Source organism: Clavibacter vidaverae, from assembly GCF_047529985.1.
Classification (GTDB): Bacteria; Actinomycetota; Actinomycetes; order Actinomycetales; family Microbacteriaceae; genus Clavibacter; species Clavibacter nebraskensis_A.
In genome coordinates this window covers 746,469-760,899 of sequence record NZ_JBLJAM010000001.1, presented here as the reverse complement: position 1 = coordinate 760,899, position 14,431 = coordinate 746,469, and the positions used below count along the sequence as shown (strand labels likewise).

The following is a 14,431-nucleotide window of genomic DNA, read 5'->3' as shown; positions in this document are numbered from 1 at the left end:
GGCTACGACCGGTACTGCAGGATCGCGGACGGGTCGATGCCGACGACGACCTCGGTGCCGGGGGAGAGCGGCGGCGCGCCCGTCTCGGCGACGAGGGCGGTCACGGCGTCGTCCCCGAGGTCGATCCGGTAGGTGCTGTAGGAGCCGTGGTACGAGCGCTCGGCGACGACGCCGTCGATGCGCACGCGGCGTGGATCCGCGGGGGCGGCGTCGCGAGCGGCCACCGACACGCGCTCGAGCCGCACGTAGGCGCGTCCTGACGCGTCGAGGTCGGCCGCACCCGCGGCGCGGAGGCGCGCGACCGTGGCGGGCCCGAGGGCGTTGATCGCGCCGACGAAGGTCGCGACGAACTCGGTGGCCGAGCGGTCGTAGACCTCCTCGGGGGTCCCGACCTGCTCGATCCGCCCCGCGTCGAAGACGGCGATGCGGTCGCTCATCGTGAGCGCCTCCTCCTGGTCGTGCGTGACGTAGACCGTCGTGATGCCGAGCCTCGACTGCAGGCCCTTCAGCTGCTCGCGCAGCTGCACGCGGAGCTTGGCGTCGAGGTTGGAGAGCGGCTCGTCGAGCAGGAGGATCCGCGGCTCGAGCACGAGCGCCCGCGCGATCGCGACGCGCTGCTGCTGCCCGCCGGAGAGCTCGGCCACGTTCTTGTCGAGCTGGGCCGCGCTCAGCTCCACCTGGTCGGCCATGGCGCGCACGAGCCGGTCGGTCTCCGCCTTGCCGGCCTTCCGCACGGTGAGCCCGAACGCGATGTTCTGCCGAACCGACATGCTGGGGAACAGCGCGTAGTTCTGGAACACCATGCCGACGCGGCGCTTCTCGCTGGGCAGCCGCGTGGCGACCTGCCCGTCGATCACGATGTCGCCGCGGCTCGGGTCGACGAAGCCCGCGAGGGTCCGCAGCGCCGTCGTCTTGCCGCAGCCCGAGGGCCCGAGGAGGGTGAAGAACTCGCCCTCGTGGATCTCCAGGTCGAGCCCGGGGATGGCCACCTGGTCGCCGAAGCGCACCTCGACGTCGTCGAAGCGGATCATCAGGGCAGGTACTCCAGCTCGGTCTTCTCGACCCATTCGGCGATGTGCTCGCGCACGAAGCCGTAGTCGACGTCCTGCTTCTCGAGCGACTCGATGAGCTCCTTCACGGCCGGCAGCGCCTTCTCGCGCGCGGTCGTGTTGACGGGGTAGCTGGAGAACTTCTCGGCGAACGCCCCCTGCACGTCGGCGCTGCCGAACCAGTCGATGAAGGCGCGGGCGCGCTCCTCCTTCTTGGTGCCGGCGATCTCGGCGATCTGCTCCGTGACGAACGGGACGCCGGCCTTCGCGGGGACGACCTCGGTGGTGGTGCCGTACTGCGCGTCGCGGGCGGCGATGCCGCTCGACGCGAGCGTGCCGAAGGAGACCTCGCCGCGGGAGAGGCGGGCGTAGAGGTCCGTGCCCTCGACCGCGGGGGATCCGTTCGCGAAGTAGTCCTTCACGACCTCCCAGCCCTCGTCGCTGATGCCGAGGTCGCCGTCCGGGTCCGCGTACGGCGCCAGCAGGCCCGCGAGGATGAGCTGCGGCGTGGCCTCGCCGAGGCGCGTGTTCACCTCGTACTTCCCCTCGTACTTCGACGTGTGCAGGTCCGTGACGTCCTTCGGCACGTCGCCGCCGGAGGTCTGCTTCGCGTCATGCACCGTCACGATGGCCTGCTCCACGAGCGGCCAGTAGGCGCCGGCGTCGGGATCGCCCGCGGCCTGGTCGACCTCGCCGGACCACGCGGGCGTGTACGCCGTGATGGCGTCCTCGGCCTTGAGGTTCTCGAAGTACATGTTGTTGAGGCCGAAGACCACGTCCCCGACGGGGTTGTTCTTCTCCGCCACGATGCGGTTGGCGAGGTCGGCGCCGCCGAGGCCCACGATCTGGATGTCGAAGCCCGCCTTCGCCGCCTCGGCCGTGACCCAGTCGCCGCGGCCGTCGCCGTTGGAGTTCGTGTAGACGATGAGCGTGTCGCCCGAGGCGGGGGAGGCCGCGGGATCCGCGGTGCCGGCGCCGCCCGAGGACCCGCATCCCGAGAGGGCGAGCCCGGCCGCCACGACGGCGGCGAGCGAGGCGGTGAGACGGCGGGCGCGGTTCTTCATGGTGTCCTCTCGAGGGAGCACGTCGGTGTGCTCGCGGGCGGTCGCGCCGGACCGGCACGGAGTTCCCACCCTAGGAGCGGGGACTCCGGCGGCCGGGCCCGGCGGTCGCTGTTGGCTCGCTGTTCAGCATAGGGACACCCGAGACGTTTCCCCAGGTGAGGAGCAAACTGGTGCCGGGCACGTCGCCCGCGTCCACGGGGGCGGGAATTCATAGCCCGTGTATGGGATTCGATACCTCATGACCGAACGCACCACCGCGGGCACGACCCCGACCGACGACCAGGAACGCACCCGCTGGCAGGCCTTCTGGGTCTGCGTCGGCGTCGCGGCGCTCACCATCCTCGACCTGTCGAAGGTCAACGTCGGGCTGCCGTCCATCGAGGAGTCGCTGGGCGCGGGATCCACCGACCTGCAGCTCATCGTCGCGGGCTACGCGCTCGCGTTCGGCCTGGCCCTCGTGCCCGCCGGGCGCCTCGGCGACATCCGGAGCCGACGGCTCATGTTCGTGGTCGGCCTCAGCTCCTTCACGATCGCGAGCCTCCTCTGCGCCATCGCGCCGGACGTGACGACGCTCGTGATCGCGCGCATCCTGCAGGGCGTCGCCGCCGGCATCCAGATGCCGCAGGTGCTGGGCCTCATCCAGCAGCTCTTCCAGGGGGAGGAGCGGGCGCGCGCGTTCGGGCTGTTCGGCGCGGTCGTCGGCATCTCCACGGCGTTCGGGCCCACGCTCGGCGGCCTGCTGATCCAGCTCGGCGGCCCCGAGGACGGCTGGCGCCTGCTCTTCTGGATGAACATCCCGCTCGGCATCGTCGCCATCGCGTTCGCGCTCAAGCTGCTGCCGAGGCGGCAGACGCGCCCCGAGGGCGCGACGGGCCTGGATCCCGTCGGCATCGTGCTGCTCGCGATCGCGACCTTCGCGCTCATGCTGCCGTTCGTGCTCACCACGGGCGGGCCCGACGACGACCCCCGCCGCTGGCTGGCGCTCGCCGTCGCAGCCGTGGCCGCGGGCCTCTTCGTCGCCTGGGAGCGGCGCTACGAGCGGTCGGGCAGGTCGCCCGTGGTGCACTTCGCGCTCTTCAAGCTCTCCTCGTACCGCAACGGGATCCTCATCGCCACGGCGTACTTCGCCGCCATCCCCGCCGTGTTCCTGCTCACGACGCTCTACCTCCAGCAGGGGCTCGGGCTCGCGCCCGTCTTCGCCGGGATGGTCAGCATCCCGTTCGCGCTGTCGTCCGCGGTCACGGCCTGGATCGGCGGACGCCTCGTCTCCCGGCTGGGGCGCCAGCTCGTGGTGATCGGGCTCGCGATCGTCGCGGGCGGCATCACCCTGCTGCTCCTCGCCGCCGTCCTCACACCGGCCGAGGTCACGCCGTGGGCGATGGCCGCGGCGATGCTCGTGGCAGGCGTCGGCGCGGGCTTCGTCATCTCGCCGAACCAGACGCTCACGCTCGCCGAGATCCCCGTCACGGAGGGCGGCGTGGCCGGATCCATGGCGCAGGTCGGCCAGCGAGTGGGCACCGCGGTGGGCGTCGCGGCGGCCTCGGCCACGTTCTTCAGCACCCTCTACGCCGAGGCGACCGGCGGCGGGGACGCGAGCCTCGCGGTGTACCACGACGGGTTCCGCAACGGCTTCCTCGTGACGATCGCGCTGGTCGCCGTGGCGCTCGCGCTCGGCCTCGTCGACCTCGGGCAGAGGCGCCGTCGCCGGGAGCGCGCCGCGACCGCCTGATCGGTCGGCGCGGCGCGGCGCCGGGCTCAGCGCGCGACGACCGCCAGCACGGCGTCGTGGAGGCGCCCGTTGGTGGCGAGCGCGGATCCGTGCCACGGCCCCGCCGCGCCGTCGATCGACGTGAAGCGGCCGCCGGCCTCCTCGATCACGGGGATGAGCGCGGCCATGTCGTAGGGCTTGAGGTCGTGCTCGCCCGCGATGTCGAGGAGCCCCTCGGCGAGCAGCATGTAGGCCCACATGTCGCCGAAGTCGCGGGAGCGCTTCACCCGGGCGGAGAGGTCGAGCAGCTCGTCCAGCCGGTCGGCGTCGCGCCAGCGCTGCACGCCGGCGACGCTCATGGAGGCGTCCTCGAGCCGGTCGACGTCCGACACCCGGATCCGCCGCTCCTGCGAGGTGGTGGCCTGGCCGAGCGTGTCGTCGACGTAGGCGCCGAGGCCCGTCGCGCCCCACCAGCGGCGGCCGAGCGCGGGGGCGCTCACCACGCCGACCACGGGGACGCCGTCGACCGCGAGGGCGATGAGGGTGCCCCACACGGGGACGCCGCGAGCGAAGTTGGAGGTGCCGTCGATGGGATCCACGATCCACTGCCGCGACGACGACCCGCTCGTGCCGTACTCCTCGCCGAGGACGCTGTCGTGCGGGCGGCTGTCGGCGATGCCCGCCCGGATCGCCCGCTCGACGGACGTGTCCGCATCGGTGACCCAGCTGGAGTCGGCCTTCGTCTCGATCGCGAGGTCGGCGGAGCGGAACCGGTCGAGCGAGATGGCGTCGGCCATGTCGGCCAGCTCCCTCGCGAGCCGCAGGTCGGACGAGAGGGAGTGCAGGGGTTCGGAGGCCACGGGGTCGAGCCTAGCGATCGGGCCGGGTGCGCCCCGTCACTCGCCCTTGCCCGCGTCCGAGCGGTTGGCGACGAGGTGCTGGAGCGAGTGCAGGCGCTCGCGTCCGGCGTCGCCGAGCTCCCCGGCCTCGACCCGGTCGACGATCTCCCAGTCGTGCGCCTCCGTGAGAGGGATCCCGCCCGGCGGCTCGCCCTCGGGCAGGTGCGCGTAGCTGGCGAACGAGCGGAGGATGTTGGCCGGATCCACGTGGCCGAGCCCGAAGGACCGCACGCCCGGGGTGTCGATGATCCAGCCGTGCCCGCCGCCGCCCGTCTCGACGCGCATGGAGACCGTCGAGCTCGACGTGTGGCGGCCGCGGCCCGTGACCTGGTTGACGACGCCCGTGGCCCGCTTGGCGTCCGGCACGAGCGCGTTGACGAGCGTGGACTTGCCGACGCCCGAGTGCCCGACGGCGACGGTCGTGCGGTCGGCCAGGAGCGCGCGCAGCTCGTCGAGGGGCACGTCGTCGGAGCGGCTGAGGACGATCGGCACGTCGAGCACGCGGAAGTGCGCGGCGAACGGCGCGGGGTCGGCCACGTCCGACTTCGTGATGCAGAGGATCGGCTGGATCCCGGCATCGAACGCCGCCACGAGGTAGCGGTCCACGAGGCGCGCGCGCGGCTCGGGCTCGGCGGCCGCGACCACGATCAGCATCTGGTCGGCGTTGGCCACGATCACGCGCTCGACGGCGTCGGAGTCGTCGGCGCTGCGGCGCAGCAGGGTGCGGCGCGGGGCGATCCGGACGATGCGCGACAGGCTGCCCTCGTCGCCCGAGGTGTCGCCGACGATGTCGACGCGGTCGTTGGTGACGACGGCCTTCTTGCCGAGCTCCCGCGCCCGCGTGGCCGTGAGCGTGTGCTCGTCGGGGGTGTCCTCGCCCACGAGCACGCCGAAGCGGCCGCGGTCGACCGTGAGCACGCGGCCCTCGACGGCGTCGGTGTGCCCGGGCCGCTGCTTGCTGCGCGGCTTGTTGCCCTTGGGGTTCGGCCGCACGCGCACGGAGGACTCGTCGTAGGCGTCCCAGACGCCGTCGTCCTGCTCGGGATCCGCGAGCCAGCTCACAGGAGCCCGCCGAGGCCGCCCGGCGCGCCCGGCCCGGTGATGCCGCCGAGGGCGAGCGGGTCGACGGTCGCGCGCGGCGCCCGGCCGAGCAGCGCGCCCGTCCACAGCTCCGGGAACTCGGGCAGCGTCTTCGCGGTGGTGCCGATGTCGTCGATCTCCACGCCCGGGACGGCGAGGCCGATGATCGCGCCCGCGGTCGCCATGCGGTGGTCCTCGTAGGCGCGCCACGGGCCGCCGTGGAGCGGCGCCGGCTCGATCGCCAGGCCGTCCTCGAGCTCCGTGACGGATCCGCCGAGCCCGGTGATCTCCGCGGCCAGCGCCGCGAGCCGGTCGGTCTCGTGCCCGCGCAGGTGGCCGATGCCCGTGATGCGGCTGGGGCCGTCGGCGAGGGCCGCGAGGGCCACGAGCGCGGGTGCGAGCTCGCCGCCGGTGCTCAGGTCGAGGTCGACGCCCGGGATGCGGCCCCCCGCGGCGAGGCCGGGTCCGCCGTCGACGATGAGCGCGCCGCCCTCGCGGGTGACCGTCGCGCCGAACAGCGGGAGCAGGTGCGCGAGGTCAGCGCCGACCTGCGTCGTCTCCTCCGGCCAGCCGGGCACGGCCACGCGGCCGCCGGCGACGATCGCGGCGCAGAGGAACGGCGCGGCGTTGGAGAGGTCCGGCTCGATGCGGACCTCACGGCCCGCGATGGGGGACGAGGGCACGATCCAGAGGCCGGGCTCCGGGCTCTCGACGACGACGCCGCGCTCCGCGAGCGTGCGGATCGTCATCTCGATGTGCGGCATGCTCGGCAGCGTCGCGCCCGTGTGCCGGAGCCGCAGCCCGTCGGTGAACCGCGGCGCCGCGAGCAGGAGCCCCGAGACGAACTGGCTGGAGGCGGACGCGTCGATGGCGATCTCGCCGCCCGGCACCTCGCCCGTGCCGTAGAGGCTGAACGGCAGCGCGCGGCGGCCGTCGTCGTTGACGTCCACGCCGAGGGCACGCAGCGCCTCGATCGTGCCGGACATGGGGCGGCGGCGGGCGCTCGGGTCGCCGTCGAACGACACGGGCCCGAGGGCGAGCGCGGCGACGGGCGGGAGGAAGCGCATGACCGTGCCGGCCAGGCCGCACTCGACGGTGATCCCGCCCTGGAGCTCCGCGGGCGTGATCCGGAGGTCGGGCCCGAAGGCCCCGTCGCCGTCGAGCTCCTCGATGGCCGTGCCGAGGGAGCGCAGCGCCTCGACCATGAGGCGCGTGTCGCGCGAGCGGAGCGGGGAGCGCAGCGTCGAGGGGGAGTCGGCGAGGGCGGAGAGGACCAGCTCGCGGTTGGTGAGGCTCTTGGATCCCGGCAGCGGCACGGTCGCGTCCAGCGGCCCGTCGGCGACCGGCGCCGCCCAGGGGCCGTCGTCCGTCGGCACCGGAGCGTGGGTCCGGTCGTCGTCGTACGGGCTGAAGGTCGGACCGGAATACCTGAAGATCTCCATGGGTTCACCAGAGTACCGGGCAGACGTCCGGCAGGCCCGGATCCCGGGCCGGAAGGGAACACCCGTGATCACGAGGACAGCACCGGCGGCCCCGTCCGTCGAGCTCGTGCGCGCCGTAGAATCTGCCTTGATGGCCAATTCGAGGAACACCAGTCACGACGCGCCGGCCGACACCACCGGGGGCGATGCGCCCACCGCCTCGGCCGCGCCCGCGGAGCTCGTGGAGGCCGTCGTGCAGTCCACCGAGGACGCCGCGGACCAGCAGGAGGCCGAGCAGGCCCAGGCCGAGGAGCCGCGCGCCGCCCAGCCCGGCGACAACCGCGAGCTCTTCGAGGAGCAGGCGCTCCCCTTCATCGACCAGCTGTACGCGGCCGGCCTGCGCATGACGCGCAACCCGGCCGACGCGCAGGACCTGGTGCAGGAGACGTTCGTGAAGGCGTACACCGCCTTCCACCAGTTCAAGCAGGGCACGAACCTCAAGGCCTGGCTGTACCGGATCCTCACGAACACCTTCATCAACAACTACCGCAAGAAGCAGCGGGACCCCTACAACGGCACCATCGACGAGCTCGAGGACTGGCAGCTGGGCGGCGCGACGTCGGCCACCGCCACCACCACGCGCTCGGCCGAGGCCGAGGCGATCGACCACCTCCCGGACAGCACCGTCAAGGACGCGCTGCAGTCCATCCCGGAGGACTTCCGGATGGCCGTCTACTTCGCGGACGTCGAGGGCTTCTCCTACCAGGAGATCGCCGACATCATGAAGACCCCCGTGGGCACCGTCATGAGCCGCCTGCACCGCGGCCGCCGGATGCTCCGGGGCCTCCTTTCCGACTACGCGCGCGAGCGGGGCATCTCCACCGCGCACCTCACTGGAGCGACCAAATGAGCGACTGCGGCTGCGACAAGGCCAAGAAGGATCTCGAGGAGTACCTGCACCACGAGCTCGACAAGGCGGACGCCGCCGACATCCGCGAGCACATGGCGAACTGCGCGGACTGCGCGCGCGAGCACCGCGTCGGCGTCGTCCTGCGCGACACCGTGCGGCGTGCCTGCACGGAGGCGGCTCCCGAGGACCTGCGCACGCAGGTGATGGAGAAGCTGCGGGCCATCCAGGCCACGCACTGACCGGGGCGGTCGTGCGCTCCCGGTAATCTCGGGACGTGACCAACGCCATCGAGTCCCTCGGGACCCCGTCCGGATCCGACCTGACCGTCATCGTCGAGCTGCTGCGGCTGCTCGACTACGAGGTCGACGAGGAGCGCGTCGCCGCGCGGCTCTCCCGCATGACGGCGGCCGCCGGGCACGAGACGTGGGTGGTGCGCGACGACGCCGGCGACATCGCCGGACTCGCGGGCGGGCACCTCATGTGGGGCCTCGCCGACGACGAGCCGATCGCGCAGCTCATCATCCTGGTCGTCCGCGAGGGACGGCAGGCCGGCGGCATCGGCTCCGACCTCATCCGCCACTACGAGGCGTGGGCGCGCGAGCACGGCGCCACCCGGTTCCTCGCGACCTCCGCGGCGGCACGCGACAACGTCACGCGCTTCTACGCGCGCCGCGGGTACCACGCGTCCGGCATCCGCTACTCGAAGCTCGGCTGACGCCGCCCGCGTCCCCGCCGCGCATCCGACCGCGCGCACGACGAGAGGCCCGATCCCCTGGGGGACCGGGCCTCTCGTCATGCCGGGCGCGTGGCCCCGCGGATCACTCGGCGGTGGCGCGGGCGATCAGGTCGGTCTGCTCGGTCGCGTGGCGCTTGCTCGAGCCCGCGGCGGGCGACGCCGCGGCCGGACGCGACACGACGCGCACGGGGCGGTCGGGCAGGACCCGGCCGAGCTCCACGTGCACGAACGGCCAGGCGCCCTGGTTCTCCGGCTCGTCCTGGACCCAGACCACCTCGGCGTCGGGATAGGACTCGACCACGCGGCGCACCTGCTCCTCGGGGAACGGGTAGAACTGCTCGAGCCGCACCAGCGCGATGGACGTGTCCTGGCGCTTCTCCAGCTCGCCGAGCAGGTCGTAGTGCACCTTGCCCGAGTGCAGGAGCACGCGGCGGACGGCGCCGCGGTCCTGGATGCGGACGTCGTCGATCACCGGCTCGAAGCGGCCCGAGGTGAAGGCCTCGATGTCGCTCGTCGCGCCGCGGAGACGCAGCATGGCCTTCGGCGTGAAGACCACGAGCGGGCGGCGGGGCCGCGAGTACGCCTGGCGACGCAGCAGGTGGAAGTACGACGCGGGCGTCGAGGGACGTGCGACCGTCATGTTCTGCTCCGCGCACAGCTGCAGGAAGCGCTCGATGCGCGCCGACGAGTGGTCGGGGCCCTGGCCCTCGTAACCGTGCGGCAGCAGCAGCACGACGCTGGAGCGCTGGCCCCACTTCTGCTCGGCCGACGAGATGAACTCGTCGATGATGGTCTGCGCGCCGTTGGCGAAGTCGCCGAACTGGGCCTCCCACAGCACGAGCGCGTCGGGCCGCTCGACCGAGTAGCCGTACTCGAAGCCCATCGCGGCGTACTCGCTGAGCAGCGTGTCGTAGATCCAGAACCGCGCCTGGCGGTCGCTGAGGTTCGCGAGGGGCAGCCACTCCTGGCCGTTGTCGCGGTCGTGCAGCACCGCGTGGCGCTGGACGAACGTGCCGCGGCGCGAGTCCTGGCCGGCGAGGCGGACGGGCGTGTTCTCCAGGAGGAGCGAGCCGATGGCGAGGAGCTCGCCGAAGGCCCAGTCTACGGATCCGCTGCGGCTCATCTCGAGCCGCTTGCGCATGAGCGCCTGCAGCTTCGGGTGCACCGAGAAGCCCTGCGGCGGGTTGTCGTGCGCGTCGCCGATGGCCTGGATGACCGACTCGGAGACGCCCGTCGTCTCCGGCTCGCCGTGGCCGTCGTCCTGCTGGGAGTCGGGCCGCTCGAGGTCGGACACGGCGCCCGCGTCGTCGGTCTGGACGGGGATCGACGAGGTCTGCGCCGCGTGCGTCTCGGCGAAGGCGCGCTCCAGGCGGTCCTGGAAGTCCTTCTGCGCCGCGTCGTACTCCTCCTGCGTGATGTCGCCGCGACCGACGAGCGCCTCCGTGTACAGCTTCCGCACCGAGCGCTTGGCCTCGATGAGGTTGTACATGAGCGGCTGCGTCATCGACGGGTCGTCGCCCTCGTTGTGGCCGCGGCGGCGGTAGCAGACGAGGTCGATGACGACGTCCTTCTTGAACTCCTGGCGGAACTCGAAGGCGAGGTGCGCGACGCGCGCCACGGCCTCGGGGTCGTCGCCGTTCACGTGGAAGATCGGCGCCTGGATGCTCTTGGCGACGTCGGTCGAGTACACCGACGAGCGGGACTCGGACGGCGGCGTCGTGAAGCCGACCTGGTTGTTGATCACGATGTGGACGGTGCCGCCCGTGCGGTACGCGCGCAGCTGCGAGAGCTGGAGGGTCTCGAAGACCACGCCCTGGCCGGCCATGGACGCGTCGCCGTGCACGAGGATCGGCAGGACCGAGAACGAGCCGATGGGCTTGCGGTCCTGCTTGGCCCGGACGATGCCCTCGAGCACGCCGTTGACGGCCTCGAGGTGCGACGGATTGGCCGCGAGGTAGACCGGCATCTCCTCGCCGTGGACGCCTCGGAAGGTGCCCTCGGTGCCGAGGTGGTACTTGACGTCGCCGGATCCCTGGACGGTGCGCGGGTCCTGCGTGCCCTCGAACTCGCGGAAGATCTGGCCGTAGCTCTTGCCCGCGATGTTCGTGAGGACGTTGAGGCGGCCGCGGTGGGCCATGCCGATGGCGACCTCGTCGAGGCCGTGGTCGGCCGCGCCCTGGAGGAGCGTGTCGAGCAGCGAGATGGTGGACTCGCCGCCCTCGAGGCTGAAGCGCTTCTGCCCGACGTACTTGGTCTGCAGGAACGTCTCGAAGGCCTCCGACTCGTTGAGCTTGGAGAGGATGCGCATCTGCTCGTCGTGCGTGGGCTTCGCGTAGGGCTGCTCGACCTTGCCCTGGATCCACTCGCGCTCGTCCGGCTGCTGGATGTGCATGTACTCGATGCCGATCGTGCGGCAGTAGGAGTCGCGCAGGATGCCGAGCACGTCGCGCAGGAGCGCCTGGCGGCGGCCGCCGAAGCCGTCGGTGACGAACTCGCGGTCGAGGTCCCAGAAGGTGAGCCCGTGGTTCGTGATCTCGAGGTCGGGGTGGGTGCGCTGCTGGTACTCGAGCGGGTCGATGTCCGCCATGAGGTGGCCGCGGACGCGGTACGCGTTGATGAGCTCCTGCACGCGGCTGGTCTTGGAGACCCGCTCGGACAGGTCGACGTTGATGTCGGTGGCCCACTGGATGGGGTCGTACGGGATGCGGAGCGCCGCGAAGATGTCCTCGTAGAAGCCGTGCTGGCCGATGAGGCGCTCGTGCACGATCTTGAGGAACTCGCCGGAGCCGGCGCCCTGGATGACGCGGTGGTCGTAGGTGCTCGTGAGCGTGATGGTCTTGCCGATGCCGAGCTCGACGAGCGTCTTGGGGGAGGACCCCTGGAACTCGGCCGGGTACTCGAGGGCGCCGGCGCCGATGATGGCGCCCTGGCCCTTCATCAGGCGCGGCACCGAGTGCACGGTGCCGATGCCGCCCGGGTTGGTGAGCGAGATGGTGGTGCCGGCGAAGTCGCCCGCGGCGAGCTTGTTGCCGCGCGCCTTCTTCACCAGGTCCTCGTACGCGGAGAGGAACTCGCCGAAGGTCATGGCCTCGGCGCCCTTGATGCTCGGGACGAGGAGGGCGCGGGTGCCGTCCGGCTTCGGCATGTCGATGGCGATGCCGAGGTTGATGTGCGCGGGGGAGACGACGCTGGGCTTGCCGTCGACCTCGTCGTAGTGCACGTTCTGGCTCGGGAACTCCTTGAGCGCCTGGATGAGCGCCCAGCCGATGAGGTGCGTGAAGGAGACCTTGCCGCCGCGTGCCCGCTTCAGGTGGTTGTTGATGACGATGCGGTTGTCGATCATCAGCTTCGCCGGGATCGTGCGGACGCTCGTCGCGGTGGGGATGGTGAGCGAGGCGTCCATGTTGGTCGCGAGGCTCTTGGCCATGCCGCGGAGCGGGGTCACCTCGTCCGCGCCGGGCGGGGTCGGCTCCGCGCCCTTCTTCGCCGGCGCCTTCGCGGGGGCCTGGGCGGGGATCGGCTGCTGCTTCGGCGCGATGCTCGTCGTGCGCGCGGCCGGCTGCGCACCGGTGGCGGGCTGCTGGGCCTGCGCGTCCGGCTGGCCGGCGGAGTCGGGCGCGGGGGTCGCGGCCGGGGCGCCGGTGTTCGTCGCGGCGGGGGCGGAGGTGCTCTCGGCGTCGGGGATCTGCGCCTCGGCGGTCTGGTCGCCGGTGGCCGGCGTCGCCTCGCGGCCCTCGATCACGGTGGTGTGGTAGTTCTCCAGGATCGGCCACCAGCTGCGGTCGACGGAGTCCTTGTCGACCACGAACCTCTCGTACATCTCGTCGACGAGCCATTCGTTGGCTCCGAAGTCGCCCGTGGAACCGTCATCGGTCCCCGTACCAGTCACCTGGCTCGACACAGTTGATCGCCCGCTCTCTTGCTGTTGGTCGTCTGCCTCGCGCGGCCCGTTCGCGTACCGCGCGTCCACGATCACCCAGCCTAAACCTTCCCCCGGTCGGGCTGTCGGGAGCGGCGCGCGGAGGTCGCGCGGCCGGTACCCTGGCGCGGGCCGGGACGGCGGTCTAGCGTCGGTGCATGAGGTTCACCGGAGAGGCTCCCGCCCACGACCTGACCTACTCGGACGTGTTCCTGAGCCCGGGCCGGTCGGACGTCGCCAGCCGCATGGACGTGGACCTCGCCCCGGGCGACGGCACGCCGTGCACCGTGCCGGTGGTCGCGAGCAACATGGGGTCCGTCACCGGGCCCCGGCTCGCCGCGGTGCTCGCCCGGCGCGGCGGCATCGGGATCCTCCCGCAGGACCTCCGCCCGCAGGAGCTGGACGCGGCGATCCACCGGGTGAAGGACCAGCCGGTCGCCTACGACTCCCCGCTCGAGCTGCCGGCCGACGCGACCGCCGGTCAGGCCCGCGAGCTGCTCCCGCCCATCGCCGGGCACGGCATCGTGCTGCGCGACGCCGACGGCGGCATGGTCGGCTGCCTCGAGGGCACGCAGCTCGCCGGGGTGCCCGACGGCACGCGCCTCGGCGACCTCCCGCACGGCGCGCTCGCCTCCCTCGACGCCGACGACGTGCCCACGGGCCGCGCGGCCTTCGACCTCATGCACGCGGCGGGGATCGACTTCGCTCCCGTGCTGGCCCACGGCCGCCTCGTCGGCACGCTCAGCCGCCGCAGCGCGCTCCGCTCCACCGTGTACGCGCCGGCCCTGGACGGGCGCGGGCGCCTCGCGGTCGGCGCCGCCGTCGGGGTGAACGGGGATCCCGTCGGCCGCGCCCGCGCGCTGCTGGCCGCGGGCGTCGACGTGCTCGTGCTCGACACGGCGCACGGGCACCAGGAGGCGATGCTGCGGGCGATTCGCGACGTGCGCGCGCTCGACCCGCACGTGCCCCTCGTCGCGGGCAACGTCGTGACCGCCGAGGGCGCGCGCGACCTCGTCGAGGCGGGGGCGGACATCGTCAAGGTCGGCGTCGGGCCCGGCGCCATGTGCACCACGCGCATGATGACCGCCGTCGGCCGCCCCCAGTTCTCCGCCGTGCTCGACACGGCCGAGGCCGCCCGCGCGGCCGGCGCCCACGTGTGGGCGGACGGGGGAGTGCGCTACCCGCGGGACGTGGCGCTCGCGCTGGCCGCGGGCGCCGCGAGCGTGATGATCGGATCCTGGTTCGCCGGCACCGTCGAGTCGCCCGGCCGCCTGCTGGTGGACGAGGACGGCGGGCTCGCCAAGGAGAGCTGGGGCATGGCGTCCACCCGCGCCGTGCAGGAGCGCTTCGGCCGGCGCGAGGCCTTCGAGCTGGCGCGGCGCACGCTCTTCGCCGAAGGGATCTCGACGAGCCGCATCCGCATCGACCCGCTCCGTCCCGGCGTCGAGGACCTGCTCGACACGATCACGTCCGGCGTCCGCAGCGCGTTCGCCTACGCCGGGGCGCGCACGCGCGCCGAGTTCGCGGAGCGCGCCGCCGTCGGGATCCAGTCCGCCGCGGGCTACGAGGAGGGCAAGCCCCTGCCGGTCGGCTGGTGACCCCCGGTATGCTCGACGGACGATGGACGACCCTGCTCATAGACCCC

At 72.6% G+C, this 14,431-nt stretch carries 11 protein-coding genes; 5 read left to right on the top strand and 6 right to left on the bottom strand.

Features of this window, described 5'->3' with window-relative positions; all coding sequences use genetic code 11:
- Positions 1–2: 2 nt before the first annotated feature.
- Together ACMT9T_RS03515 and ACMT9T_RS03510 are read right to left on the bottom strand one after the other, a co-directional pair.
- Positions 3–1,031: an ABC transporter ATP-binding protein gene (locus ACMT9T_RS03515; protein ID WP_414744253.1), complete on the bottom strand. Its 1,029-nt coding sequence runs from the start codon at positions 1,029–1,031 to the stop codon at positions 3–5.
- Entirely contained in the window at positions 1,031–2,113 is a 1,083-nt protein-coding gene (locus ACMT9T_RS03510) for an extracellular solute-binding protein (RefSeq protein WP_414744252.1), read from the bottom strand. Before ACMT9T_RS03510 ends, ACMT9T_RS03515 begins: the two co-directional genes overlap by 1 nt.
- 238 nt (positions 2,114–2,351) lie before the next feature.
- On the opposite strand from ACMT9T_RS03510, the gene ACMT9T_RS03505 reads away from it, so the two are divergent.
- Positions 2,352–3,842: an MFS transporter gene (locus tag ACMT9T_RS03505; protein WP_414744251.1), complete on the top strand. Its 1,491-nt coding sequence runs from the start codon at positions 2,352–2,354 to the stop codon at positions 3,840–3,842.
- 26 nt (positions 3,843–3,868) lie between these two features.
- On the opposite strand, the gene ACMT9T_RS03500 is transcribed toward ACMT9T_RS03505, so the two are convergent.
- The 3 genes from ACMT9T_RS03500 to aroA are packed head-to-tail and all read right to left on the bottom strand — an operon-like array spanning position 3,869 to position 7,242.
- On the bottom strand, positions 3,869–4,681 hold the full coding sequence (locus tag ACMT9T_RS03500; RefSeq protein WP_414744250.1) for an inositol monophosphatase family protein: 813 nt from the start codon (positions 4,679–4,681) through the stop codon (positions 3,869–3,871).
- A 36-nt stretch (positions 4,682–4,717) separates the two neighbouring features.
- Positions 4,718–5,782 carry a ribosome small subunit-dependent GTPase A gene (rsgA, locus tag ACMT9T_RS03495; protein ID WP_414744249.1) on the bottom strand — a complete coding sequence of 355 codons (1,065 nt, stop codon included), beginning with the start codon at positions 5,780–5,782 and terminating at the stop codon, positions 4,718–4,720.
- Positions 5,779–7,242 (bottom strand): 3-phosphoshikimate 1-carboxyvinyltransferase, encoded by a 1,464-nt coding sequence (gene aroA / locus ACMT9T_RS03490; protein ID WP_414744248.1) that lies wholly within the window; start codon positions 7,240–7,242, stop codon positions 5,779–5,781. The genes rsgA and aroA overlap by 4 nt, the downstream gene beginning before the upstream one ends.
- A gap of 130 nt (positions 7,243–7,372) precedes the next feature.
- Here aroA and ACMT9T_RS03485 point away from each other — a divergent pair, with 130 nt between their 5' ends.
- Genes ACMT9T_RS03485 through ACMT9T_RS03475 form a run of 3 tightly spaced genes read left to right on the top strand, consistent with a single transcriptional unit; the run spans position 7,373 to position 8,846 of the window.
- Positions 7,373–8,131, top strand: a complete 759-nt coding sequence (locus ACMT9T_RS03485) for a sigma-70 family RNA polymerase sigma factor (RefSeq protein ID WP_414744247.1) — start codon at positions 7,373–7,375, stop codon at positions 8,129–8,131.
- Positions 8,128–8,370 (top strand): mycothiol system anti-sigma-R factor, encoded by a 243-nt coding sequence (gene rsrA / locus ACMT9T_RS03480; RefSeq protein WP_012299392.1) that lies wholly within the window; start codon positions 8,128–8,130, stop codon positions 8,368–8,370. The genes ACMT9T_RS03485 and rsrA overlap by 4 nt, the downstream gene beginning before the upstream one ends.
- A gap of 35 nt (positions 8,371–8,405) precedes the next feature.
- On the top strand, positions 8,406–8,846 hold the full coding sequence (locus ACMT9T_RS03475; RefSeq protein WP_414744246.1) for a GNAT family N-acetyltransferase: 441 nt from the start codon (positions 8,406–8,408) through the stop codon (positions 8,844–8,846).
- Between the two features lie 103 nt (positions 8,847–8,949).
- On the opposite strand, the gene ACMT9T_RS03470 is transcribed toward ACMT9T_RS03475, so the two are convergent.
- Positions 8,950–12,768, bottom strand: a complete 3,819-nt coding sequence (locus ACMT9T_RS03470) for a multifunctional oxoglutarate decarboxylase/oxoglutarate dehydrogenase thiamine pyrophosphate-binding subunit/dihydrolipoyllysine-residue succinyltransferase subunit (protein WP_414744245.1) — start codon at positions 12,766–12,768, stop codon at positions 8,950–8,952.
- Between the two features lie 176 nt (positions 12,769–12,944).
- Between ACMT9T_RS03470 and guaB1 the strand changes: the two genes are divergently transcribed.
- Complete coding sequence (guaB1, locus tag ACMT9T_RS03465) at positions 12,945–14,384, top strand: GMP reductase (protein ID WP_414744244.1); 1,440 nt, start codon at positions 12,945–12,947, stop codon at positions 14,382–14,384.
- Positions 14,385–14,431 lie beyond the last annotated feature (47 nt).